24 protein-coding genes are annotated in these 22,589 nt (G+C 74.4%); 11 read left to right on the plus strand and 13 right to left on the minus strand.

Features of this window, described 5'->3' with window-relative positions; translation table 11 throughout:
- The first annotated feature begins 82 nt into the window (after positions 1–82).
- Positions 83–739, plus strand: a complete 657-nt coding sequence (locus AKI01S_RS19650) for a hypothetical protein (protein WP_067819611.1) — start codon at positions 83–85, stop codon at positions 737–739.
- A 104-nt stretch (positions 740–843) separates the two neighbouring features.
- Positions 844–1,401 carry an RICIN domain-containing protein gene (locus AKI01S_RS19655; RefSeq protein ID WP_157419948.1) on the plus strand — a complete coding sequence of 186 codons (558 nt, stop codon included), beginning with the start codon at positions 844–846 and terminating at the stop codon, positions 1,399–1,401.
- A gap of 9 nt (positions 1,402–1,410) precedes the next feature.
- Here the strand turns inward: AKI01S_RS19655 and AKI01S_RS19660 are convergent, their stop codons facing one another.
- Positions 1,411–2,040: an acetamidase/formamidase family protein gene (locus AKI01S_RS19660; RefSeq protein ID WP_067819617.1), complete on the minus strand. Its 630-nt coding sequence runs from the start codon at positions 2,038–2,040 to the stop codon at positions 1,411–1,413.
- Positions 2,041–2,183: 143 nt separating this feature from the next.
- Here AKI01S_RS19660 and AKI01S_RS19665 point away from each other — a divergent pair, with 143 nt between their 5' ends.
- Positions 2,184–4,070, plus strand: a complete 1,887-nt coding sequence (locus AKI01S_RS19665; protein ID WP_067819620.1) for a beta-propeller domain-containing protein — start codon at positions 2,184–2,186, stop codon at positions 4,068–4,070.
- 8 nt (positions 4,071–4,078) lie between these two features.
- Here the strand turns inward: AKI01S_RS19665 and AKI01S_RS19670 are convergent, their stop codons facing one another.
- The 4 genes from AKI01S_RS19670 to AKI01S_RS19685 are packed head-to-tail and all read right to left on the minus strand — an operon-like array spanning position 4,079 to position 8,446.
- A complete protein-coding gene (locus AKI01S_RS19670; RefSeq protein ID WP_067819622.1) occupies positions 4,079–5,182 on the minus strand; it encodes a D-alanine--D-alanine ligase family protein in 1,104 nt (367 codons plus the stop codon).
- A gap of 21 nt (positions 5,183–5,203) precedes the next feature.
- Positions 5,204–6,529: a trans-sulfuration enzyme family protein gene (locus tag AKI01S_RS19675; RefSeq protein ID WP_083999853.1), complete on the minus strand. Its 1,326-nt coding sequence runs from the start codon at positions 6,527–6,529 to the stop codon at positions 5,204–5,206.
- Between the two features lie 13 nt (positions 6,530–6,542).
- On the minus strand, positions 6,543–7,532 hold the full coding sequence (locus AKI01S_RS19680) for an NAD(P)H-dependent glycerol-3-phosphate dehydrogenase (RefSeq protein ID WP_067819700.1): 990 nt from the start codon (positions 7,530–7,532) through the stop codon (positions 6,543–6,545).
- Positions 7,533–7,549: 17 nt separating this feature from the next.
- On the minus strand, positions 7,550–8,446 hold the full coding sequence (locus AKI01S_RS19685) for a lysophospholipid acyltransferase family protein (protein ID WP_245681702.1): 897 nt from the start codon (positions 8,444–8,446) through the stop codon (positions 7,550–7,552).
- A gap of 84 nt (positions 8,447–8,530) precedes the next feature.
- On the opposite strand from AKI01S_RS19685, the gene cofC reads away from it, so the two are divergent.
- Both cofC and AKI01S_RS19695 read left to right on the plus strand, forming a co-directional pair.
- Positions 8,531–9,208: a 2-phospho-L-lactate guanylyltransferase gene (cofC, locus tag AKI01S_RS19690; RefSeq protein ID WP_067819627.1), complete on the plus strand. Its 678-nt coding sequence runs from the start codon at positions 8,531–8,533 to the stop codon at positions 9,206–9,208.
- 9 nt (positions 9,209–9,217) lie between these two features.
- Positions 9,218–9,433, plus strand: coding sequence for a hypothetical protein (locus tag AKI01S_RS19695; RefSeq protein ID WP_067819629.1), 216 nt, complete (start codon positions 9,218–9,220; stop codon positions 9,431–9,433).
- Between the two features lie 73 nt (positions 9,434–9,506).
- On the opposite strand, the gene AKI01S_RS19700 is transcribed toward AKI01S_RS19695, so the two are convergent.
- From AKI01S_RS19700 to leuC, 4 genes are all read right to left on the minus strand, one after another.
- Positions 9,507–9,788, minus strand: coding sequence for an HU family DNA-binding protein (locus AKI01S_RS19700; RefSeq protein ID WP_067819632.1), 282 nt, complete (start codon positions 9,786–9,788; stop codon positions 9,507–9,509).
- A gap of 155 nt (positions 9,789–9,943) precedes the next feature.
- Positions 9,944–10,204 (minus strand): SCO5555 family protein, encoded by a 261-nt coding sequence (locus AKI01S_RS19705; protein ID WP_067819635.1) that lies wholly within the window; start codon positions 10,202–10,204, stop codon positions 9,944–9,946.
- A 164-nt stretch (positions 10,205–10,368) separates the two neighbouring features.
- Complete coding sequence (leuD, locus tag AKI01S_RS19710) at positions 10,369–10,956, minus strand: 3-isopropylmalate dehydratase small subunit (protein WP_067819639.1); 588 nt, start codon at positions 10,954–10,956, stop codon at positions 10,369–10,371.
- Between the two features lie 14 nt (positions 10,957–10,970).
- On the minus strand, positions 10,971–12,368 hold the full coding sequence (gene leuC / locus AKI01S_RS19715; protein ID WP_067819643.1) for a 3-isopropylmalate dehydratase large subunit: 1,398 nt from the start codon (positions 12,366–12,368) through the stop codon (positions 10,971–10,973).
- A gap of 98 nt (positions 12,369–12,466) precedes the next feature.
- Here leuC and AKI01S_RS19720 point away from each other — a divergent pair, with 98 nt between their 5' ends.
- The gene (locus AKI01S_RS19720; RefSeq protein ID WP_067819645.1) at positions 12,467–13,186 is read left to right on the plus strand and encodes an IclR family transcriptional regulator; all 720 of its coding nucleotides are present in this window, start codon (positions 12,467–12,469) and stop codon (positions 13,184–13,186) included.
- 72 nt (positions 13,187–13,258) lie between these two features.
- On the opposite strand, the gene AKI01S_RS19725 is transcribed toward AKI01S_RS19720, so the two are convergent.
- Complete coding sequence (locus AKI01S_RS19725) at positions 13,259–13,882, minus strand: TetR/AcrR family transcriptional regulator (RefSeq protein WP_067819647.1); 624 nt, start codon at positions 13,880–13,882, stop codon at positions 13,259–13,261.
- Positions 13,883–14,008: 126 nt separating this feature from the next.
- Here AKI01S_RS19725 and AKI01S_RS19730 point away from each other — a divergent pair, with 126 nt between their 5' ends.
- The 5 genes from AKI01S_RS19730 to AKI01S_RS19750 all read left to right on the plus strand — a co-directional run bounded on the left by AKI01S_RS19730 (position 14,009) and on the right by AKI01S_RS19750 (position 18,716).
- Complete coding sequence (locus AKI01S_RS19730) at positions 14,009–16,354, plus strand: glycoside hydrolase family 3 protein (RefSeq protein ID WP_067819654.1); 2,346 nt, start codon at positions 14,009–14,011, stop codon at positions 16,352–16,354.
- Positions 16,355–16,478: 124 nt separating this feature from the next.
- Positions 16,479–17,105 carry a MerR family transcriptional regulator gene (locus tag AKI01S_RS19735; RefSeq protein WP_067819657.1) on the plus strand — a complete coding sequence of 209 codons (627 nt, stop codon included), beginning with the start codon at positions 16,479–16,481 and terminating at the stop codon, positions 17,103–17,105.
- A 245-nt stretch (positions 17,106–17,350) separates the two neighbouring features.
- The gene (locus AKI01S_RS19740) at positions 17,351–17,926 is read left to right on the plus strand and encodes a DUF2165 family protein (RefSeq protein ID WP_067819660.1); all 576 of its coding nucleotides are present in this window, start codon (positions 17,351–17,353) and stop codon (positions 17,924–17,926) included.
- A gap of 89 nt (positions 17,927–18,015) precedes the next feature.
- A complete protein-coding gene (locus AKI01S_RS19745; RefSeq protein WP_067819663.1) occupies positions 18,016–18,399 on the plus strand; it encodes a YidH family protein in 384 nt (127 codons plus the stop codon).
- A complete protein-coding gene (locus tag AKI01S_RS19750) occupies positions 18,396–18,716 on the plus strand; it encodes a DUF202 domain-containing protein (RefSeq protein ID WP_067819667.1) in 321 nt (106 codons plus the stop codon). The genes AKI01S_RS19745 and AKI01S_RS19750 overlap by 4 nt, the downstream gene beginning before the upstream one ends.
- Positions 18,717–18,800: 84 nt before the next feature.
- On the opposite strand, the gene AKI01S_RS19755 is transcribed toward AKI01S_RS19750, so the two are convergent.
- The 3 genes from AKI01S_RS19755 to AKI01S_RS19765 form a co-directional block, all read right to left on the minus strand.
- Positions 18,801–19,721 (minus strand): LysR family transcriptional regulator, encoded by a 921-nt coding sequence (locus AKI01S_RS19755; RefSeq protein WP_218009732.1) that lies wholly within the window; start codon positions 19,719–19,721, stop codon positions 18,801–18,803.
- 690 nt (positions 19,722–20,411) lie between these two features.
- A complete protein-coding gene (locus tag AKI01S_RS19760) occupies positions 20,412–21,404 on the minus strand; it encodes a helix-turn-helix domain-containing protein (RefSeq protein ID WP_067819673.1) in 993 nt (330 codons plus the stop codon).
- A gap of 55 nt (positions 21,405–21,459) precedes the next feature.
- Positions 21,460–22,473, minus strand: coding sequence for a helix-turn-helix transcriptional regulator (locus AKI01S_RS19765; protein WP_067819674.1), 1,014 nt, complete (start codon positions 22,471–22,473; stop codon positions 21,460–21,462).
- Between the last annotated feature and the right edge of the window lie 116 nt (positions 22,474–22,589).

Here is a 22,589-nt window from a genome sequence, read left to right on the forward strand (position 1 = left end):
AGCCGTTCGACCGCGCGGGGGAAGTCCCCGCCCCGGGTCCGTTGCGAAGCTGGCGGCACGTCAACGGATCCGAGGAGACACCATGCGCACCACGATCGCCGCCGCCGTCCTGACCGCCGGGGCCCTGGCCCTCGCCGGCGGCTCCGCCCACGCCGCGTCCCCGTCGCCCGCCGCGCCGCCCGCTGCCTCGCCCGCCACGTCGCCCACCACGTCGCCCGCCACGTCGAAGGAGGGCCACGTCACCGGCGACGCCTGGGTCCGCTACAGCGTCGATCCGCAGAACCCGCTGCGCCGCTTCGTGTTCGACGCCCACGGCCAGCCGTTCAGGGTGGCCGACGGGAAGATCGTCTTCGGGGCGGCGCGCGGCACCGTCCGCTTCGACCACCCCGGCCCCAACGGCGAGCACAACTGGGGCACCGTCAACGTCGACTACGTCATGACCGGCGGCCCCGTCGCGGTCGTGTCCGGCACCAGCGCCGGAGGACGGTGGCCCAAGGGCGCGCGGATGACGTTCACCGTCCATGACGACCCGCGCGGCGACCGGTACGACCGGATGGGCTTCTCCTGGGGCGTGGTCGACCCGCGCTGCGCCCAGATGGACATGGGCCCCGCCCCGTTCACCAGCTACGCGTCGGGCAAGGGCTACCGGGTCCGGCACGCCGAGCTCCCGGCCGTCCCCGAGGGCACCCAGGGCCCCGACAAGGCCCCCACCTGCGTGAACGCCGACCTGCTCGGCTGAGCGCGGGGGCGGGCCGCGGACGTTAACCCGGTGGCCGTCACCGATCCGCGGCCCCGCCCCGCCGCGCCATGCTCCTGTCACCCGACACGACGAGGAGCGACGACATGCGAAGACCATCGAAGGTGGGACGCCGCGCCGCCCTGCTCACGGCGGCGACGGCCTGCCTGAGCCTGGCGGCCGTGCCCGCCGCCACGGCCGCGGAGGCCCGCGCGGCCAAGCCCGGACCGTTCTACTGGATCATCAGTGTGAGCTCGGGCAAGGCGCTGATGCCCTACGAGCACTCCAAGGCCGCCCAGGCCCCCATCGTGCAGAGCATCCAGGGCGACTACGGGGCCCAGCACTGGAAGATCGAGGGCGCCGGAAACCTCCGCGTGCTGAAGAACCGGCACTCCAAGCACTGCGTCATGGCCTCCCTCCCGGCCGGCGGGCTGCTGCGCCAGTTCTACTGCCGCGACCACTGGGACCAGGAGCCGAACTCCGCGACCCGGGAGACGTGGATCCCCTCCAGCTACGACGACATGTGGGCGGGCAAGCCGATCACCTGGCGGTCCTACTACGGCGGCCTCGGATGCATCACCGTGTACGGGGCCGCGGCCTTCAACAAGCCCTGCGACGGGAGCGTGAAACAGCAGTTCCGGCTGGTCCACGTGCCCGGCACCTGAGGAGCCGGGTCAGTCCGGCGACGGCATCAGCATCGGGCCCGTCACGCGGAAGCGGGTCACGCCCTGGCGCGTCAGGTGCACGCGCAGGTCGATCCAGCCCGGCGCGGACGCGCGGCGGCAGTCCGGCGCGCCGGGCTCGGGGAAGTGCAGGTCGCCGACCGACAGCTTCGCGCCGCGCACGTGGACCGGCAGCAGGATCCGGGACCCGGCGGGCAGCGGCGCGATGCCGCACGAGGCGATCCGCCGCCCGAGCGACTCGCTGCGCAGCGCCTCCGCCGCGACCCGGCCGAGCAGCGCCCCCTCGGCCGGGCCGCCCGGCACCACCCCGGCGCGGCGCAGCGTGTCGGCGTCCGGGGCGCAGCCGACCAGCCCCGGATGCCCGCCGCGCGCGGACCGGCCGTCGGCCCGGCCCATCCCCAGCACGTCCACCACGATCACGTCGCCGGGCTCCGCGCCCACCACGACCAGCGGCCCGCACAGCACCGGCTCGGCGCCGGGCACGCGGGCCGGGCAGTCCATCCGCACCGACCCCCCGGTGATCACTTCGGCGGCGGCCGGGATGTCGGGGTGCCAGCGGTCGTGCCCGGGGACGCCGCGGGCGGCCGGTTCCAGCGGGGCGAGCGGGAGTACCAAGGCCACGGGCTCCTTCCGGGCGGGGACGACGACCCCACGATCCTGCACCGGCGGCTGTTTCGGACCTGTTTCCGCGTCCTGAAGCTTCGGTTAGCCGATCATCACCGAGAAGGACGGAACCAGCGCCCCGGACCGCGCGTCCAAGCTCCATGCGAGCCCGTGCGTTCATCCCCCTGGTCCCCGCCGCGCTCCTGCTCGCCGGATGCGGAGGCGGCGCGCGCGACGACACCCCGCCGGCCGACGCCCCGCCGATGCGGCTGGTCGCCTACGACGACTGCGACGACCTGCTGAACGGACTGCGCACCGCCACCGCCGAACGCGTCGGCCCCTACGGCCTCGGCGGCGTCGTCGCCCTCCAGGAGCGGTTCGGCGGAGCGCCCTCCGGCGCGCTGCCCGCGCCCGAGGCCGCCGACGGCATCGCCAAGGGCGCCGCGCCCCGGGAGCACTCCCGCACCAACGCGCACGAGGCCGGGGCCGACGAACCCGACACCGTCAAGACCGACGGCCGCCGCATCGTCGCGCTCGCCAAGGGCCGCCTGCACGTCATCGACCCCGCCACCCGCCGGATCGTCCACAAGCTGGACCTGCCCGACCTGGACCGTCCCGGCAACGACCCGCAGCTACTGCTGCACGGCGACCGCGCCCTGGTGCTGGCCGCCGCCACCCCGCTGCTGCGCGAGATGGCCCCGGCCGACACGCCGTCGCCCACCACCTCCAAGACCACCCTCACCCTGATCGACCTGGCCGGGACGCCGAAGGTCGTCGACACCCTGACCGCCGACGCCGCCTACGTCGACGCCCGCCAGTCCGGGCAGACCGCGCACGTGGTCGTCCGTTCCACGCCGCGCATCGACTTCCCGGCGGTCCGGCGGCCGGACGGCGAGAGGCAGGCCACCGAACGCAACCGCGAGGCCGTCCGCAAGGCCCCGCTCAGCGCGTGGCTGCCGACGTTCCAGACCGGCGGGGGGACGCGGCACACGGTGCCCTGCGAACGGGTGTCCCGCCCCGCCGACGCCACCGGCACCAGCGTGGTCAGCATCCTCACCCTCGACCTGACCCGGCCGTTCGGCGACCCCGGCGCCACCGCCGTCGTCGGGGAGGGCCAGACCGTCTACGGCAACGGCTCCTCCCTCTACATCACCGGCACTCCCCCGCAACCGGGGACGTGGGGCCGCCCCGTCCGCCCGCAGGACGTCAAGGAGCGCACCGACCTGCACCGGTTCAGCGTCGGCGCGGGCGGGCGGCTCAGGTACGAGGCGTCCGGGTCGGTGCCGGGCCACCTGCTCAACCAGTACTCGATGTCGGAGCACGGCGGCCTGCTGCGCGTCGCGACCACCGACGGCACGCCGTTCACCAGGCCCGGCGAGAGGGCGCCCCGCTCCCAGAGCGCCGTCCGGGTCCTGCGGCAGACCGGCCCGTCCCTCAAGGTCGCCGGGACCGTCGACGGCCTCGGCAAGGGCGAGCGGATCCACTCGGTCCGGTTCCTCGGCACCAACGCCTACGTCGTCACCTTCCGGCAGACCGACCCGCTGTACGTGGTCGACCTGAGGGACCCGGCCCGGCCGCGCGTCACCGGCGAGCTGAAGATCAACGGCTACTCGGCGTACCTGCACCCCATGGCCGACGGCCGGATCCTCGGCGTCGGCCAGGACGCCGACGACCAGGGCCGCACCAAGGGCACGCAGGTGTCGCTGTTCGACGTCGCCGCCGCGCCCCGCCGCGTCGGGGTGTTCCACCTGCCCGGCACCGGATCGCAGACCGAGTTCGACCCGCACGCGTTCCTGTACTGGCCGAAGACCGGCCTGACCGTGATCCCGGTGAACCGCCACCGGGACGGGACGTCCCAGGCCCTCGCCCTGAAGGTGGACGGGAACGGCCTGCGCCGCGCCGGGACGGTCGAGCACCCCGGCGGGGAGTACGACAACGCCATCGGCCGCTCCCTGATGGTCGGCGACACGCTGTGGACGTTCTCCCCCAACGGGGCGCGCGCCACCGACGCCGCCACCTTCCGGACGGGCGACTGGGTGCGGTTCTGACGCGGGCTCTAGCGCAGGCCGACCGGGCGGCTCAGGGCGGTCTGGATGAGCCGGTCCACCAGGGCCGGGTAGTCCAGGCCGCTCGCCGCCCACATCTGCGGGAACGCCGACGACGGGGTGCAGCCCGGCATGGTGTTGATCTCGTTGAGGAGCCAGCGGCCGTCGGCGGTGTAGAAGAAGTCGACGCGGGCCAGCCCCTCGCAGTCCAGCGTCTCGAACGCCCGCACCGCGATGGCCTTCATCTCCTCGACCGCGCCCGACGGGAGCTCCGGCGGGATCGCCATGGAGGTCGCCGAGTCCAGGTACTTGGTCTCGAAGTCGTAGAAGTCGTGCTCGCCCTGGATGACGACCTCGGCGGGCAGGCTGACCTCCGGCGGGGCGTCGTCCAGGCCCTGGAGCACGCCGCACTCGATCTCCCGGCCGACGATCGCCGCCTCGACGATCACCTTGGGGTCGTGCTCGCGGGCCGCCTCGACCGCCGCCTCCAGGTGCTCCTCGGAGGAGACGCGGCTGATGCCCATGCTGGACCCGGCGCGGGCGGGCTTGACGAAGACCGGGAAGCCCAGCTCCTTGATCTCGTCGATCTTGCGCTTGCGCTCGCGCCGCCACTCGCGGTCGCCGACCAGCACGTACGGGCCGACCGGCAGGCCGCGCGCCTCCCAGACCAGCTTCATGAAGCCCTTGTCCATGCCGACCGCGCTGGCCAGCACGCCCGCGCCGACGTAGCGGACGCCCGCCAGCTCGAACAGGCCCTGGATGGTGCCGTCCTCGCCGTAGGGGCCGTGCAGCAGCGGCAGCAGCACGTCGACCTCGACCGGGGCGGGGCCGTCCCCGCCCAGCGCCAGCAGCCGCGAGGCCCCGGAGTCGAACGACAGCGCCAGCGGCACGCCCTCGCCGGTGACCTCGGGCAGCACCCCCTCCTCGACCGTCAGCCGCAGGTCGGCGGGGGGCAGCACCCAGCGCCCGTCGCGGGCGATCCCGACCGGGACGACCTCGTACCGGTCCCGGTCGATCGCGGCCATGACCGCGCCGGCGGTGATGCAGGAAATCGCGTGCTCGGAGCTGCGTCCGCCGAAGACCACGGCCACGCGGATCTTTGAAGCCTGGGACATGATGCCCGAGCCTACCGGTGATCAGCCCAGGTCGGCCACGGGTGACGGCTCGGGTGTCCGCGGCGCGGGAGGCCCCCCGGCGCGCGCCACCACCCGCCGCACGGTGTCCAGCGCCTCGGTGGCGTCGCGCACCAGGTCGTCGGCGTCCTCCAGCCCGATGGCGAACCGGACGGCCCCCGGGTCGATCCCGGCGGCGGCCAGCGCGGCGTCGTCGAGCTGGTGGTGGGTGGTGGTGGCCACGTGCGACACCTTCGTGCAGGTCCCGCCGAGCGAGGTCGCGACCTTCGCCAGCTTCACCGCGTCCACCAGCGCCAGCCCGGCGTCGCGGCCGCCGTGCGGGGTCACGGTGACCACGGCCCCGAACCGCGTCCCCTCCGGACCCGCGTCGAACAGCCGCCGCGCCGCCGCGTGCCCCGGGTGGTCGGGCAGGCCTGGGTAGTCGACGCGCCGCACGGCCGGGTGCCGGGCCAGGGCGGCGGCGAACATGCTGGCGGTGTCGCACTGGCGGCGCACCCGCAGCGGCAGCGTCTCCAGCCCGCGGCGCAGCAGGAACGCCTCGTCGGGAGCCAGGCACCCGCCGGTCAGGTGCGCCACCCGGACGACCTCCGCCAGCAGCGGGGCCCGGCCGACCACGACCCCGCCGGTCGCGTCGCCGTGCCCGCCGATGTACTTGGTGGCCGAGTGGACGACCAGGTCCGCGCCGTGCTCCAGCGGGCGGCACACCACCGGCGTGGCGAACGTCGAGTCGACCGCCAGCAGCGCCCCGGCGGCGTGCGCGGCCTCGGCGAGCATCGGCAGGTCCGCCACCGCCATCGTGGGGTTGGCGAGGGTCTCGGCCCAGACCAGGCGGGTGGTGGGACGGATCGCGGCGCGCACGGCGTCGGCGTCGGACAGGTCGGCGAGGGTGACCTCGACGCCGAACCGCGCCAGCAGCCCGGTCAGCAGCCCGTAGGTGCCGCCGTAGACGGCGGCGGGCGCGACGACGTGCGTGCCGGCCTCGGCGAACGCCAGGAACACCGCCGTCGCGGCGGCCATTCCGGACGCGAACGCCCGCCCCCGCGCCGGCTCCTCCAGCCGGACGCCCTCCAGCGCGGCGACGGCCTCGGCGAACGCGTCGGAGGTGGGGTTGGCCAGCCGGCTGTAGGAGTAGCCCGCGGCGCGGCCGGTCAGCAGCTCGGTGTGCTCGGCGGCCCCGGCGAACCCGAACGCGGCGGTGCGCCACACCGGCAGCCCGGTCGGCGTCTGCTGGGGCACGGGCGGGGACGGCAGGTGGACCGCGCGGGTGTTCTCGCCCGGCCGGTGGGGCCCGGCGCGGTGAGCGCTGTCGTGGAGAGGTTCTCTACGCATCGCTCACAGCATGTCACACCCCGTAGCGCTCCGGCTTGGGAGAACGCGAGATCAGCGAGATCGCCGCCTCCTTGAGCGGCACGTCGCGGTGCAGCACGTTCACCACGGCCTCGGTGATCGGCATCTCCACGTTGTGCTTGCGGGCCAGCTCCAGCACCGGTTCGGCCGACTTGACGCCCTCGGCGGTCTGCTTGGTGACGGCGATGACCTCCTCCAGCGTCATGCCGCGGCCCAGGTTCTCGCCGAAGGTGCGGTTGCGGGACATCGGCGAGGAGCAGGAGGCGATCAGGTCGCCCATCCCGGCCAGGCCCGCGAACGTGTGCTCGTCGGCGCCGAGCGCCGCGCCCAGCCGGGCGATCTCGGCCAGGCCGCGCGTCATCAGCAGCGCGCGGGTGTTGTCGCCGAACCCGAGGCCGACCGCGATGCCCACGCACAGCGCCACGACGTTCTTGACCGCGCCGCCCAGCTCGACGCCGACGACGTCGGTGCTGGTGTAGACGCGGAAGTAGCTGGTCATGGTGGCGGCCTGCAACCGCAGCGCCACGGCCTCGTCGGCGCAGGCGGCCACGGCGGCGCTGGGCTCGCCCCCGGCGATCTCGCGGGCCAGGTTGGGGCCGCTGAACACCGCGACGCGCTCGGCGGGCACGTTCGCGACCTCGGCGATCACCTCGGACATGCGGCGGGTGGTGCCGAGCTCGACGCCCTTCATCAGGCTGACCAGCACCGACTCCGGCGGCAGCAGCTCCACCCAGGCGGCCAGGTTCTCCCGCAGGGTCTGCGCCGGGACGGCCAGCGCCACGAAGTCGGCGTCCCGGAGCGCCTCGGCCGGGTCCAGCGTGGCGCGCAGGTTCTCCGGCAGGACGACGCCGGGCAGGTAGTCGGGGTTCTCGTGCCGTTCGTTGACGGACTCGACGACCTCGGGGCGGCGGGCCCACAGGGTGACCTCGCACCCGGCGTCGCACATCAGCTTGGCGACGGTGGTCCCCCACGACCCCGTCCCCATCACGGCCGCCCGGAACGTCACGCGCCCTCCCTGGTGTCGCTCTCGACGGTACCGCCCGGGACGCCGCCCTCGGCGCCTTCCCCAGCGCCTGCCCCGGCGCCTTCCCCGGTGCCTTCCTCGATGCCGCCCTGGTCCGCCAGGCCCTGCGCGCGGCGGCGCTCGGCCAGCACCTTGTGGTGGTCGTAGAGCTCGGCGGGCGGGGCCTCGCCGCGCAGCTCGCCGACCAGGCCGGCGATGGCGCGCATGATGTCGTCGGTCGCGGCCCGCAGCGTCTCCTTGGTGAGCGGCCGCCCCTCGTACCGCGACAGGTCCACCGGCGGGCCCGCGATCACCTTCATGGTCTTGCGCGGGAGCGGGTGGAAGCCCTTCTTCAGGGTGCCGCGCAGCCCGGCCGCCTCGCCCTTCTTGTAGGGCAGCAGCTCGTGCGCGCCCCAGCTCGCGACCGGCACGACCTTCGCGCCGGTCTTCAGCGCCATCCGCGCCACGCCGGTCTGCCCGGTCATCGGCCACAGGTCGGGGTCGCGGGTGCAGGAGCCCTCGGGGTAGAACATCAGGCACTCGCCGCGCCGCAGCGCCGCCTCGGCGTCCCGCAGCGCCAGCGCCGCGTCCGCGCGGTCCCGGTAGACCGGGATCTGCCCGGTGCCGCGCAGCACCTGCCGGAGGAACGGCACCTCGAACAGGGTGGACTTGGCCAGGTACACCGGGAACCGGCCCGACTCGTACACGAAGTGCGCCAGCGCCAGGGGGTCGGCCTCGGAGATGTGGTTGGCCGCGATGATCAGGCCGCCGTTGCGGGGGACGTTGCCCCGGCCCCGCCAGTCCCGCTTCAGCAGCCCGAACAGCAGCGGGCGCAGCACGACGATGGCGAACCGCCGCCAGGCCGGCGAATAGCCCCGCCTCTCCGTCTTGCCCACGGCCCCATCCTCCCTGTCCCGGACGCCCCGAACGCGGGGTGTCCTCAAGTGTCGCGGTTGCTTGCGCATAGTGTCGAGTTCGTCATGTCTACAGCAGAGCGCAGCGCGCCTCATCTCCAGTGGTCGCTCGTGGTGCCGGTCAAGGTGCTGGCCAGGGCGAAGACCCGCATGTCACGCGCCGCCGGGCCGCACCGGGAGGCGTTGGCCCTGGCGGTGGCGACCGACACCGTGGCCGCCGCGCTGCGCTGCGCGCGCGTGGCCGGTGTGATTGTCGTCACCGACGACCCGCGGCCCGCCGCCGACCTGGCCGCGCTCGGCGCCCGCGTCGTCCCCGACGAGCCGGACGCCGGGCTGAACCCGGCGCTGGTGTACGGGGCGCGGCGCGGCCGGGAGATGTTCCCGGACGCCGGGGTGGGGGCCCTGTCGGCGGACCTGCCCGCGCTGCGGCCCGCGGAGCTGGCGCGGGTGCTGGACGCGGCGGCGGCGAGCCCGGAGGCGTTCGTGCCGGACGCGGCCGGGATCGGCACCACCCTGTACACCGCGCGGCCCGGCGTTCCGTTCGCGCCCGCGTTCGGCGGGGGGTCGCGGGCCGCGCACCGCGCGCGGGGCGCCCGCGAGCTGCTGCTCGACAGCGTCGACAGCGTGCGCCGCGACGTGGACACCCCGGACGACCTGCGGGCGGCGACGGAGCTGGGGCTGGGGCCCCGGACGGCCGCGGTGGCGGCGCTGCTGAGCCCGGCTCCGGCCGGGACCGATCGTTAGGGTGGGGGCATGCAGGCGACCGTGCGGACCTTCGACGCCGAGACGCGGACCGGCAGCGTGCTGCTGGACAACGGGATCGAGCTGCCCTTCGACGCGGGGGCGTTCGACGCGGGCGGGCTGCGGCTGCTGCGCTGGGGGCAGCGGGTGAACCTGGCGCTGCGCGGCGGCCGGATCGCCGCGATCACGCTGTCGACGTTCCCGCTGCCCGAGCAGCCCGCCGAATAGGCCCGGAACGGCCCCGTTCACGCGTCAGCGCCCGGGGCCATCGTGGTGACGGCTCCGGGCGCTGGCGGTCGCCTTACTTCTTGTTGCCGGCGACCAGGTTCTTGAAGTCGGCGCCGGCCTTGAACTTCGGCACGGACGTCGCGGGAACCTGAATGGTCTTGCCCGTTGCCGGGTTCCGAGCCGTGCGGGCAGGCCGGTCGGCCTTCTCGAACGAACCGAACCCGGTGATCGCGACCTTGTCGCCCTGGGCGACGGCGGTCTGGATCGTCTCCAGGATGGCGTCGACGGCCTCGGCGGCGGCCTTCTTGCTGCCCAGCCGCTCGGAGATGGCGTCGACCAGCTCACGCTTGTTCATGGGTTACTCCTCTAGTTCCCCCCTTGCCCGAACGAAACTAAGGGAGCCTCGGCAACGACACAATCACCTGCACGGAAGAGTTACCGTGTCGCAGGCGTTTTTGTCGCCCTCGCCCTCGTCTCGCCGGGCGCCGGATCAACCGGCCACGGCCGAACCTAGCGGGCCCCGGGTGAACTTCGGAAATCGGCCCCGTGTTCGGCGAGGAACGCGTCCAGCCTGCGATCGGCCAGTTCGGCGTCGCGTTTGGCCAGGTCGGTGATGGCCAGCAGGTGGCGGATGAGGCGGCGGCGGGTGTCGGAGGGCAGCGGCGCGACCAGCCGGTGCGCGTCGCGCAGCCGCCGTGCGAGCCGGGTCAGGGTCGGGTCCTCCCAGCGCGGACCGTCCCACCGCGGCTCGTCCGGCAGGGCCGTGCTCACTGATGCGTCCCCCAGAGGTGTGCGGACATGCCTTGGGGAAATCATTCCCCGTGGCCCGGGGGATGCGGTCATCCGGGGTGGGTTTTCGCGTCAGCTCCCTGGTCAGGAACATGCCGACGGGCCGCCGAACGTGGTCCGGCGGCCCGTCGGGCGGTACGGTCGGGTCAGACGGTGGTCGGGAGCCAGGCCGCGCGGTGCCCCTCGTAGTCGGTGATGTCGTCGGCGTGACGCAGGGTCAGGCCGATGTCGTCCAGGCCCTCCATGAGCCGCCAGCGGGTGTAGTCGTCGATCTCGAACGGCGCCACCAGGTCCCCGGCGCGCACCTCCCGCCGCTCCAGGTCCACGGTGATCTCGGCGGCCGGGTCCTGCTCGGCGCGGGTCTGGAGCGCCTCGACGGTCGCGGCGGGCAGCACGACCGGCAGCAGCCCCATCTTGGTGGAGTTGTTGCGGAAGATGTCGCCGAAACGCGGGGCGATCACGACGCGGAACCCGTACTGCTGGAGGGCCCACACCGCGTGCTCGCGGGAGGAGCCGGTCCCGAAGTCGGGGCCGGCGACCAGGATGCCCGCGCCCTGGTACTCGGGCTTGTTCAGGACGAACCCGGGGTCCTCGCGCCAGGCGGAGAACAGGCCCTGGTCGAAGCCGGTGCGGCTGACCTGCTTGAGCCAGACGGCCGGGATGATCTGGTCGGTGTCGACGTTGCTGCGGCGCAGCGGCACCGCGCGCCCGGTGTAGGTGGTGAAGGCTTCCATCTCGGCGGATTCCCTTACAGATCGGCGGGAGCGGCCAGGCGGCCGGTGACGGCGGTGGCGGCGGCGACGGCGGGCGACACCAGGTGGGTGCGCCCGCCCGGCCCCTGCCGGCCCTCGAAGTTGCGGTTGGAGGTGGAGGCGCTGCGCTCGCCCGGGGTGAGCTTGTCGGGGTTCATCGCCAGGCACATCGAGCAGCCCGCCTCGCGCCACTCGGCCCCGGCGGCGGAGATGACCTCGTTCAGGCCCTCGGCCTCGGCCTGCTGTTTGACCTTCATGGAGCCGGGCACGACCAGCATCCGGACGCCGTCGGCGACCTTCCGGCCCGCCAGCACCTCGGCGACGGCGCGCAGGTCCTCGATGCGGCCGTTGGTGCAGGAGCCGACGAACACGGTGTCCACGGCGATGTCGCGCAGCGGCGTTCCGGCGGTCAGGCCCATGTACTCCAGGGCGCGCTCGGCGGCCTGCCGCTCGGCCGGGTCCTCGAACGAGGCCGGGTCCGGGACGCGCTCGGCCAGCGGGAGGCCCTGGCCGGGGTTGGTGCCCCAGGTGACGAACGGGGTCAGTTCGGAGGCGTCGATCACGACCTCTTTGTCGAAGACCGCGTCGTCGTCGGTGCGCAGGGAGCTCCAGTACTCGACGGCCCGGTCCCACTCGGCGCCCTGCGGCGCGTGCGGGCGGCCCTTCAGGTACTCGAACGTGACCTCGTCCGGCGCGATCATGCCGGCGCGGGCCCCGGCCTCGATGGACATGTTGCAGACCGTCATGCGGCCCTCCATCGACAGCTCGCGGATCGCCTGCCCGCGGTACTCGATGATGTGGCCCTGGCCGCCGCCGGTGCCGATCCGCGCGATGATGGCCAGGATCAGGTCCTTGGCGGTGACGCCGGCGGGCAGCGAGCCGTTCACGGTGACGGCCATCATCTTGGGCTTGACCTGCGGCAGCGTCTGGGTGGCGAGCACGTGCTCGACCTCGCTGGTGCCGATGCCGTGGGCCAGCGCGCCGAACGCGCCGTGCGTGGAGGTGTGCGAGTCGCCGCAGACCACGGTCATGCCGGGCTGGGTCAGGCCCAGCTGCGGGCCGATGACGTGGACGATGCCCTGGCCGTCGTCGCCCATCGGGTGCAGCCGGACGCCGAACTCGGCGCAGTTCTTGCGCAGCGTCTCGACCTGGGTGCGCGACACCGGGTCGGCGATCGGCCGCAGCAGGTCGGTGGTGGGGACGTTGTGGTCCTCGGTCGCGATCGTCAGGTCCGGGCGGCGCACGGTGCGCCCGGCCATCCGCAGGCCGTCGAACGCCTGCGGGCTCGTCACCTCGTGCACCAGGTGCAGGTCGATGTAGAGCAGGTCCGGTTCGCCCTCGGCACGTCGCACGACGTGCGCGTCGTACACCTTGTCGGCCAATGTGCGGCCCATCGCTCCACCTCACCTGGTTTCGTCCGCGGCGCCCCACTGCGCCGTGATCTCCGTCGCCCCGGCTTGCGTCTCAGATGACGAGACGGCAATATCAAGACATGGACAACTCTAGCGGAGTCGGCGTACTTGACAAAGCGGTTCTCGTGCTGAACGCGTTGGAGGCCGGCCCGGCCTCACTGGCGCAGCTCGTGCAGACGACCGGGCTGGCCCGCCCGACCGCGCACCGTCTCGCCGTCGCGCTGGAGCACCACCGCCTGGTCCACCGCGACACCCAGGGCCGCTTCATCCTCGGCCCGCGCCTCGCGGAACTGGCCGTCGCGGCCGGCGAGGACCGCCTGCTGGCCATCGCCCAGCCCGTCCTGGCGCAGTTGCGCGACCTGACCGGCGAGAGCGCCTCGCTGTTCCGGCGGCAGGGCGACGTGCGGGTGTGCGTGGCGGCGGCCGAGCGCAGCAGCGGCCTGCGCGACACGATCCCGGTGGGCGCCGCGCTGCCCATGACCGCGGGCTCGGCGGCCCAGATCCTGCTGGCCTGGGAGGAGCCCGACCGGATGCACCGGGGCCTGCGCGGCGCGAAGTTCGAGGCGACCACCCTGGCCTCGGTGCGGCGGCGCGGCTGGGCCCAGTCGGTCGGCGAGCGCGAGCAGGGCGTCGGCTCGGTGTCGGCCCCCGTGCGCGGCGCGGGCGGCCGGGTGATCGCGGCGGTGTCGGTGTCGGGCCCGCTGGAACGGTTGACCCGCTCCCCCGGCCGCCTGCACGCGGGCCCGGTGATGGCCGCCGCCGAGAAGATCACCGAGTCCATGCGCCGCACCGGCAGCTGACCCCCTCCCCCGAGACCCACGGCGCGCCCCGCCAAGGGGCGCGCCGTCCTGCTTTCCCGGGGCGCGGCGCCCTCAGGGGCGCAGGGCGGCCAGCAGGTCGTCCACGTGGGCCTTGAACAGGGCGGGCATGTCCACGCCGTCCGGGTCCAGGAGCCACTGGACCTGGAGGCCGTCCATGACGGAGATGAGGCGGGCGGCGTGGGCCTCGGCGTCGATGCCGGCGCGCAGGTCGCCCGCCTCGGCCGCCTCGCGGAGCGCGCGGGCGATCCGGGTGCGGGTGAAGGCGTAGCGGGCCCGCGCCCAGGCGCGGGCCGGGTGGTCGGCGGTGACGGCCTCGCTGGTCAGCACGGTGAACAGCCGCACCAGTTCGGGGGTGCGGGCGTTGTGCTCGACCAGGCGGACCAGGCCCGCGAGCAGGTCCAGGCCGGACGGCGGGTCGTCGGCGTCGCCGAAGAGGCGTTCGACGTCGCGCCGGTCGCGCAGCTCCAGGACCGCGACCAGCAGCTGCTCCTTGCTGCGGAAGTGGTGCAGCAGGCCGGGCTGGGAGAGTCCGGCGCGCTCGGCGACCCTCGCCAGCGAGGCGCCCCGGTAGCCCTTCTCGGCGAACTCCTGCATCGCGATGTGCAGGATGCGTTCGCGCCGCGCGTCGCCGACGGCGTACCCGCGCCGTCCACCGGAGTCCGTCCTGGTCGCCACGCCCTCACCTTACGCAGGAAACCAAATGTAACGTCCAAGTAACAAACCTACCTAGTACTCGGTAGTCGGACGTAGAGTCGCGGCGGAACGGCTAGGTTCCGCTGACCGCCCCCGAAGGAGGCTCCGATGTCCATCGACGAGGCCGACCTGCGCAAACGACTCGCCGAACTCACCCTGGAAGAGAAGGTCACCCTGCTGACCGGGGCCGACTTCTGGACGCTGCCACCGATCGAGAGGATCGGGCTGAAGAAGATCGTGATGTCGGACGGGCCGAGCGGCGTCCGCGGCACCCGCTGGGACGAGCGGGAGACGAGCCTGCTGTTCCCGAGCCCGACCTCGCTGGGCGCGACCTGGGACGTCGCGGCCGCCGAGCGGACCGGGCGGCTGAACGGCGCCCAGGCCCGCGACAAGGGCGTGCACGTCCACCTCGCCCCCACGATCAACATCCACCGCACCCCGCTGGGCGGCCGCCACTTCGAGAACTACGCCGAGGACCCGCTGCTGGTCGCGCGGATCGGCGCGGGGTTCGTGCGGGGCGTGCAGTCCACCGGCGTGGCCTCCACGGTGAAGCACTACGTGGGCAACGACTCCGAGACCGAGCGCAACGCCTACGACGCGGTCATCGACGAGACCACGCTGGAGGAGATCTACCTGCGCCCGTTCCGGGAGACCGTCTCCGCCGGGGCCTGGGCGGTCATGGCCGCCTACAACAAGGTCAACGGCCCCACGATGACCGAGCACGGAGGGCTGCTCACCGACGTCCTGAAGAACCGGTGGGGCTTCGACGGCATCGTCGTGTCCGACTGGTTCGCGATCTCCTCCACGGTGGAGAGCGCCAACGGCGGCATGGACGTCGAGATGCCCGGCACGCCCGGCGCGTGCTGGCGGGACAAGCTCGTCGCGGCCGTCCGCGAGGGGAAGGTCGCCGAGGAGCTCGTCGACGACAAGGTGCTGCGCGTGCTGCGGCTGGCCGCCCGCACCGGCGCGCTGGAGGGCTACTCCGTCCCCGCCGGGGTCACCACCCCGGCCGACGCCCGCGACCAGCTCCGCGAGCTGGCCGCCCGGTCCATGGTCGTGCTGCGCAACGAGGGCGGCCTGCTGCCGCTGGCGTCGCCGCGCCGGGTCGCCCTGATCGGCCCGAACGTCCGGCGGTTCGGCTCCCAGGGCGGCGGCAGCGCCCACGTCAACCCCGCCGACCTGGTGCTGCCCGAGCAGGGCCTGCGCGAGGTGCTGGGCGACGGCGCCGAGCTGTCGGTGCACGCGGGCGTTTACCCGCACGCGAGGCTGGCCGAGCTGCCGGTGGCGATCTGCGCCGACCCCCGGACCGGCGAACGCGGCGTCCGCGTGGACTACCTGGACGCCGACGGCGAGGTCCTGCTGTCGGAGCTGCGGCAGGCCACGAAGCTGATGTTCCTGGAGGGACTGCCCGAGGGCACCGCCCGGATCAGGGTGACGGCGGACGTGACCGCGCCCGCGTCCGGCGTCCACACCTTCGGGGTGGCGGGCACCGGCGCCTACACCCTCACGATCGGCGGGGAGCGGCACGAGATCTCGCTGGCGCTGGACGGCGACGACCCGTTCATGGCGTTCCTGGCCCCGCCCGAGCACCGGGTCGAGACCGCGATCGACGCGGGCGCGACCGTGCCGCTGGAGCTGGTCTGCTCGATCGACGAGGGCCCGCTCGGGCTGTCCACCTTCGCCCTCGGCTACTTCGAGCCGCACCTGCCCGAGGACGAGGAGCTGGCCGCCGCGGTCGCCGCCGCCCGCGCCGCGGACGTGGCGATCGTGCTGGTCGGCACCAACGACGAGGTGGAGTCCGAGGGCTTCGACCGCACGACCCTCGCGCTGCCGGGCCGCCAGGACGAGCTGGTGGCGGCGGTCGCCGCCGCGCAGCCCGCCACGGTGGTCGTCGTCAACGCCGGGTCCCCGGTGCTGATGCCGTGGCGGGACGAGGTCCCCGCGCTGCTGTGGGCGTGGCTGCCCGGCCAGGAGGGCGGCGGCGCGATCGCCGACGTGCTGGCGGGACGCCGGGAGCCGGGCGGGCGCCTGCCCACCACGTTCCCCGCGACCGAGGAGGGCATCCTGCTGCCCTGGCCGAAGGACGGCGTGCTGGAGTACTCGGAGGGCACCGCGATCGGCTACCGGCACTACGCGGCCGACGAGGTCGCGTTCCCGTTCGGCCACGGCCTCGGCTACACCACCTGGGAGTACGAGGCGCTGACCGTGTCCGGCGGCGTCGCCGAGGTGACGATCCGCAACGCCGGCGGGCGCGACGGCCGCGAGGTCGTGCAGGTCTACGCGCACGGCCCGGACGTGCCGGTCCGGCTGGCGGGCTTCGCCGCGGTGGACGTGCCCGCCGGAGGGCACGCGACCGTCCGCGTCGAGCTGGACGGGGCGCTGCCGGAGGGCGCGACCCGCGTGCGGGCCGGACGCTCGGTCGCCGACCTGCGCCTGGAGGCCGCCCGGTCCTGACCCCGCGCCGCCACGGGGCCCGGTCCGGCGAACCGGGCCCCGTGGCGCCTTCCGGTCGTTCTCCGGAAAGTGCCGGTGCCCGAACTTTCGGCGGGGTTACGATCCGCACAGGGGAGGGTGCGGAATGTTGATCTCCGAGCTGAGCGACCGCAGCGGCCTGACGGTTCAGACGATCAAGTTCTACATCCGGGAGGGCCTGCTGCCCCGGGGCGAGGCGGCCGGGGCGACCCGCGCCCGGTACGACCGGCGGCACCTGGAGCGGCTGCGCCTCATCCGCGCCCTGCGCGAGCTGGGCGACCTGCCGGTCGCCGCCATCCAGAAGATCATCGCGGCGGTGGACGACGAGGGCGCCGGCCTGCCCGAGCTGTTCGGCGCGACCCAGCACGCCCTCGGCCCGCACGTCGCGCCGCCCGACGACCCGCACTGGCGCGCCGCCCGCGAGGACGTGGACGCGCTCGTCCGCGAGCTGGACTGGCGGGCCTCGGAGCGGGCCCCGGCCCGCGACCTGCTCGCCCAGGCGTTCGTGGCGCTGCGCCGCCTCGGCTTCCCGATCACCCTGCGGGACCTGCGCCCCTACGTCCGGGCCGCCGCCGACGTCGCCGAGCACGAGATCGGCCGGGTGGCCGACGGCGAGCCGCGCGCCCGCACCGTCCACACGCTGCTGGTGTCCACGGTGCTGTACGAGCAGGTGCTCACGGCGCTGCACCGGCTGGCCCAGGAGGACGCCGCCGCCCGCCGTTTCGCACCGTGAACACCCGTGTGTCGCGTTTCACGAGACCGATCCCGTAAGGTGAGGACCGCAGGTCACACCTCAGGCTTCACGGGGCCCGCGACGCCGCCTCCAGCGGCGGAGCCAGTGGACCGCGCCCGTCACGGACTCCCGCCGGGGATCCGTACGCAAGGTCGGGCGCAACGGGTTCCCGGACGGATGTTCTTGCGGCTGAGCGACGGGAGCCCCCCTCCCCGTCCCCAGACACGCAAGGAACGACGAGCCTCATGTCCTCCTCCACCCCCGCGCGCGCCTTCGACACGACCTGGTTCATCCGGGCGAGCAAGGCGCTGCTCACGTTCACCGTCGGCGGTTTCGCCCTCTTCGTGGTGTTCGGCAACGTCACCGACTACTGGACCAACTTCGAGTTCGTCTCGCACGTGTTCGCGATGGACGCGCAGAAGCCCGCGCTGCACGCCGTCAGCAACATCAACTACCGGGCGATCGAGTGGACCTGGTTCCACCACGTGGCCTACGTCGGCGTCATCCTCACCGAGGCGACCATCATGGTCGCCTGCCTGGTCTCGGCCTGGCGGCAGGCCCGCGCGCTGCGCGCCCCCGACGCCGCGTACCGGGAGGCCAAGAAGTGGGGCGTGGCCGGCTGCACCGTCGGTCTGTTCCTGTGGTTCTTCGGTTTCCAGGCCGTGGCCGGCGAATGGTTCGGCATGTGGATGAACGAGACCTGGAACGGCATTCCCGACGCGGTCCGGCTGTGCACCTACATCGGTGGCGTCCTCGTGTACCTGACGCTGTCCAACGACCGCCTGACGAGCGAGGCCACCGGAAAAACAATTCCTGCATAACATGTAGGAATTCACCATGAAATTGTTTCGCCTAGCATGAACCGGCGTCCCCCGAAAATCCGTGCCGAGCATTGCGGAGCGAAACGACGATGACCGTGACGGACCCCCCGCGGCCCGGCCGGTGGCCGGGCCGCCTGCTGGCCGAGGGCTCCGACCCCGACCCCCGGTTCACGCTGGCCAACGAGCGCACCTTCCTGGCCTGGATCCGCACCGCCCTGGCGCTGATCGCCGGCGGGGTCGGGACCGCGCTCAGCGGGGAGCTGCTGGCGGCCCCGCTGCGCACCGGGCTGGCCGCCGGGCTGGCGGCGGTCGGGGCGCTGGTCGCGGGCCTGGCGTTCCGCCGCTGGCTGCGCACCGAACGCGCGCTGCGCCGCGCCGAGACCCTGCCGCCGCCCGCCCTGGCCCCGGTGCTGTCCTACGGCCTGGCGGTCGCGGCGGTGGTGCTGCTCGGCGCGGTGTTCGCGGCCCGGTGAGCCCGCCCGCGCCGCTGTGGGACCGGGGCGCGCAGCCCGAGCGCACCACCCTGTCGTGGACCCGCACGATCCTGGCGCTGCTGGTGGCGGGGCTGTTGTGCGTGCGGTTCGCGCCCACCCCCGCCGCCGCCGGCCTGGCCGCGGCGGCGGTCTGCGGCGCGGCGGCCCTCCAGTTCCGCCGCGCCGCGCGCCAGCACCACCGCCGCCACCGCCGCCTCGCCGCCGGGGAGCCGGTCGCCGACCCGGTCTCGATCCTGCTCGCGACCGCCGTCACGGTCGCCCTGGGCCTGACGGGCGTCGCCTTCGCCCTGACCTGAGCCATGCCCGACCCGCATGGCGGGCACGAAGGACGTTCGTGGAACGGACGCGCTGCCGGAGGTCGAGGTCGTCGCCGCCCCTCCCTAGCCCGCTCCGGCGGCGGTCACCTCCGCGACGACCGCCCGCAGCCCGTCCAGGAACGCCGTCACGGCGGGCGCGCGGCGCGCGTGCCGGGCGACGGCCGCGTAGACGGTGCGCCGGGGCGGGTCGGGGGTCAGGGGCCGCAGCGCCACCCGCCCGCCGAGCGCCCCGGCGGCCATGGCGGGCACCAGCGTGACGCCGCAGCCCGCCTCCACCAGGCCCAGCTTGGTGATCCACTCGGCGGCCCGCAGCGGGGTGTGCGGCACGAACCCGGCGGCGGCGCAGCGGGCGTGCAGGGCGGCGACCGCCGGTGGCGAGTCGGCCACGATCCAGGACTCCTCGGCCAGCTCCGCCAGCGGGACGCGCCGCCGCCGCGCCAGCCGGTGCCCCTTCGGCAGCGCCACCAGCAGCGGGTCCTCGCACAGCCGGACCAGCTCCACCCCGGACGGCTCGGCCGCCTTGTGGGTGCTCACCACCGCCAGGTCCAGGTCCCCGGCCTCCAGCAGCGGCAGCAGTTCCTCGGTCAGTCCCTCGCGCACCTCGACCCGCACGGCCGGGTGCCGTTCCCGGAACGCGGCCAGCGCCCGGGGCAGCAGCACCGCGCCCGCCGTGGCGAACGTCCCCGCCCGCACCGCCCCCGCGTCCAGCCGCCGCAGCTCCGCCACGGCCCGCGCGGTCTCGGCGTGGCGTTCCAGCAGCGCCCGCGCGTGCGGCAGCAGGTGGTCGCCGGCCGGGGTGGGCCGCACCCCGCGCGCGCCCCGCACGAACAGCTCCACCCCGCAGGCGTCCTCCAGCGCGGCGATCTGCCGGGAGACCGCCGACTGGGTGTAGCCGCCCGCCTCGGCGGCGGCGGTGAACGAGCCGAGCTCGGCCACGGCGACGAAGGTCCGCAGCGGGACCGGGTCCAGGGAGTCGGGGCGCACGCCCCGCAGCTTAGGCTGTTGTCAAAGGCCCTGGCCCACGGCGCTCGCCCGGGGGCTCGCACCTCACCAGGTCTTGGCGAGCGCGACATCGCTTCGCGATCTGACCGCGGGCCCTCGCCTCCGGCGTCGGGCCCGCAGGCCAGGTAACGCGCTCGCGTGCGTGACCGGGGCCCGCTGTGAGTTCGTTTGGTGGACGACCGCGGCCTCGCTGTTCGTTCGGGGCGCTGACGACGCCGGGCGCGGACGGAGATGCTCGGATCCGGCCTGGCACGTCGGAACGCCCGCCTCCCCTGCGGGCGGGCGCTTTCGTCGGGGCGGGCGGCGGGCCGCCCATGGGGCAGTACGGGCGGCCCGCCTGAAGGGGGGATGTGCCCTCGCCGGCCCCGCAGGGGCCGGCGTACCGGAAGACGGGCACGCCCGGCCGGTGATCGTGCGGGATCTCCTCTCGATGCGCCGCCCGGCCGGGACCCCCCTGTCCCTTCTTCGCACGGGCGGTCGGCGCCGGACGGGGGGACGACCCGGCGCATCGGCCCGCGCGGTCCGTCCTGTTCCCGCCGGCGCGCCGATGCCACGTGAACCGGGGATACGGCCATGCGGCGGCGCCGATGATGTCGCCCCTATCCCGTTGTCTCCCGCTTGCCCGCGCTTGTTTCCCCGGACCGGTCCCCGGCGGTGTCCGCGCGGGGCGGGTCAGGTGTGCAGGGTGTGGCTGGGCGGAACGCCGTAGGCGGCGCGGTAGGCGGCCGCGAACCGGCCGGGATGGGCGAATCCCCAGCGGGTGGCGACGGCGGTGACGGTGATCCCGGTGGTGGGGTCGGCGGCGGCCAGGTCCGCGTGGGCGGCGGCCATCCGCACCTGGCGCAGGTAGGCCATGGGGGTGGTGCCGCGGTGGCGGCGGAAGGCGTACTGGACGGCGCGGGGGGTGGCGCAGGCCGCGGCGGCGATGTCGGCGATCGACAGGTCCGGGTCGGCGTAGTGGGCGTCGATGTGGGCGACGGCGCGGGCCAGCGTGGTCGGGGTGGCGTCGACGCGGGCGGCGCGGTCGGCCGACGGATCGTCGCGGTGGGTCCAGGTGTTGGGGAAGACCGCCAGGGCGGTGGCGGCCAGCAACTGGGCGGTGCTGCCGAGGATCAGCAGCGGGGCCGGGCCGCCGGGGTCGTCCAGGAGCCCGTCGAGAACGCCGTCGACGTAGTCGACGGTGGCCTTCCAGTGGGCATGGGCGGCGGCGGTGAGCGGGCGCCGGTCGGTGAAGCGCAGTGGTCCCGGGAAGTGGTCGTCGCCCGCGGCCCGGGTCAGCAGCGGCAGCGGCAACGTGACCGTCCGGGCGTGCAGGCCACGGCTGCGCGCCCAGCAGCCGAGGTCGGGACGGCCGCCTATGTGCGCCTGGCCGACGGAGAAGCGGTCGGTGTCCTTGCCGTGGTCGTACTGGACCACGCCCGCCAGGGACATGGCGATGATCAGGTAGTCCGACCGGGTCGCCTGGTGGGTCAGCTCGCCCGGCAGGGTGAGGTCGGCGGAGGTGAACCGGCCGGCGTCGCACACCGTCAGGTCCAGGCCCAGGGGGGCGCCGCGCGACCTGCCCACCAGCAGTCGGCTGTCGTAGAGCCGTTCGAAGCACGCGCGCGCCTGGTCGGGGTCGTCGATGACCAGGTGCGTCCGCGTCAGCGGTTGACTAGCCGTCATGACGCCTCCGCTCTCTGGCGGTGAGCCGGTTCGGGGGTGGGTTCGGGTACGTGGTTCAGTCGCGCAGGGTGAGGCCGGGTGTCACGCCGTAGGCCTGCTGGTAGGCGACGGCGAACCGGGCGGGGTCGGCGAACCCCCAGCGCAGCGCGATCCGCTCCACGGTCTGCCCGGCGGTCCCCAGCAGGTCGGCGTGGGCGCGCTCCAGCCGCACCCGGTGCAGGTAGGCGGTGGGGGTGGTGTCGAGGTGGCGGAGGAACGCCTGCCGCAGCGCGCGGGGGCTGGTGCGCACGGCCGCGGCGATGTGGGTCAGGGTCAGCGGCACATCGGCGTGGGCCTCGATGAAGTCCACCGCCCGCCGCACCACCGCCGGGGCGGCCCGGCCGGGCCGCGGCAGCCGCGCGGCGGCCATGGTGGTGTTGGGGAAGGCGGCCAGCGCCGCGGCGGCCAGGGTCGCGGCCATGTTCTCGGCGACCAGCCGGTTGGCCATCACGGTCTGGGGGGCCAGCAGCTGCCGGTGGACGAAGTCGAAGGTCCGGTACCAGTGGGCGGCGGCCCCCGGCAGCGGTTGCAGGGCGGTGAAGCGCAGGTCGGCGGCCGGCAGTCCGGTGGACTCCTCGGCCAGCCGGGCGACCGTCGCCCACGGCAGGCGCAGCGAACTGACGGAGATCTCCATCGGGCCGGTGGCGGGCGGTTCACCGTAGGGGTAGTCGATGATGACCGGGCGGTCGTGGGGGTACAGGCAGCCCTGGCCCACCTGCGGTATCGCCTCCTGGTAGGCGGAACCGCGCCCGGTCCGCAGCCGGGTCCGGCCCTTGAGCAGGGTGAAGGCCGTCAGGTTCGCGAAGGGCTCGGTGGCCGCCCGCATGTCGAACTGGAAGCTGTCGACCCGGTCGGCGGCGATCTGCTCGACCTCCACGGTGGAGATCCGGTGCCGCAGGTCCGGCCCGAGCCGCCGCACCCGGACGTCCAGGTCGACGTACACCTGGCGGATCAGCTCGGCGGTGGCCTGCGGGTCGGCCGCCGCCAGCGTCGCCTGCCGCACCGGCTGCCGACCGGGGAACGCGCGCATCGAAGATCACCCCTGACGGAACGGCCGTTGGGAACCCGGGAACCGCGGCCTCGGCCCGTGCCCGCCCTCACGCTACGCCCGCCCGGCGGCGGTGTCCGAGAACCCTCGAAACAGTC

It is taken from the genome of Actinomadura kijaniata NBRC 14229 (assembly GCF_001552175.1).
GTDB classification, from domain to species: Bacteria; Actinomycetota; Actinomycetes; order Streptosporangiales; family Streptosporangiaceae; genus Spirillospora; species Spirillospora kijaniata.

Coding starts and splice junctions, on each gene's coding strand:
- AKI01S_RS19730 (WP_067819654.1), top strand. CDS start 14,009: ATGTCCATCGACGAGGCCGACCTGCGCAAACGACTCGCCGAACTCACC.
- AKI01S_RS19760 (WP_067819673.1), bottom strand. CDS start 21,404: ATGACGGCTAGTCAACCGCTGACGCGGACGCACCTGGTCATCGACGAC.
- AKI01S_RS19740 (WP_067819660.1), top strand. CDS start 17,351: ATGTCCTCCTCCACCCCCGCGCGCGCCTTCGACACGACCTGGTTCATC.
- AKI01S_RS19655 (WP_157419948.1), top strand. CDS start 844: ATGCGAAGACCATCGAAGGTGGGACGCCGCGCCGCCCTGCTCACGGCG.
- AKI01S_RS19650 (WP_067819611.1), top strand. CDS start 83: ATGCGCACCACGATCGCCGCCGCCGTCCTGACCGCCGGGGCCCTGGCC.
- AKI01S_RS19745 (WP_067819663.1), top strand. CDS start 18,016: ATGACCGTGACGGACCCCCCGCGGCCCGGCCGGTGGCCGGGCCGCCTG.
- AKI01S_RS19700 (WP_067819632.1), bottom strand. CDS start 9,788: ATGAACAAGCGTGAGCTGGTCGACGCCATCTCCGAGCGGCTGGGCAGC.
- AKI01S_RS19765 (WP_067819674.1), bottom strand. CDS start 22,473: ATGCGCGCGTTCCCCGGTCGGCAGCCGGTGCGGCAGGCGACGCTGGCG.
- AKI01S_RS19680 (WP_067819700.1), bottom strand. CDS start 7,532: ATGGGGACGGGGTCGTGGGGGACCACCGTCGCCAAGCTGATGTGCGAC.
- AKI01S_RS19720 (WP_067819645.1), top strand. CDS start 12,467: ATGGACAACTCTAGCGGAGTCGGCGTACTTGACAAAGCGGTTCTCGTG.
- AKI01S_RS19675 (WP_083999853.1), bottom strand. CDS start 6,529: ATGCGTAGAGAACCTCTCCACGACAGCGCTCACCGCGCCGGGCCCCAC.
- AKI01S_RS19665 (WP_067819620.1), top strand. CDS start 2,184: ATGCGAGCCCGTGCGTTCATCCCCCTGGTCCCCGCCGCGCTCCTGCTC.
- AKI01S_RS19670 (WP_067819622.1), bottom strand. CDS start 5,182: ATGTCCCAGGCTTCAAAGATCCGCGTGGCCGTGGTCTTCGGCGGACGC.
- AKI01S_RS19695 (WP_067819629.1), top strand. CDS start 9,218: ATGCAGGCGACCGTGCGGACCTTCGACGCCGAGACGCGGACCGGCAGC.
- leuC (WP_067819643.1), bottom strand. CDS start 12,368: ATGGGCCGCACATTGGCCGACAAGGTGTACGACGCGCACGTCGTGCGA.
- leuD (WP_067819639.1), bottom strand. CDS start 10,956: ATGGAAGCCTTCACCACCTACACCGGGCGCGCGGTGCCGCTGCGCCGC.
- cofC (WP_067819627.1), top strand. CDS start 8,531: ATGTCTACAGCAGAGCGCAGCGCGCCTCATCTCCAGTGGTCGCTCGTG.
- AKI01S_RS19735 (WP_067819657.1), top strand. CDS start 16,479: ATGTTGATCTCCGAGCTGAGCGACCGCAGCGGCCTGACGGTTCAGACG.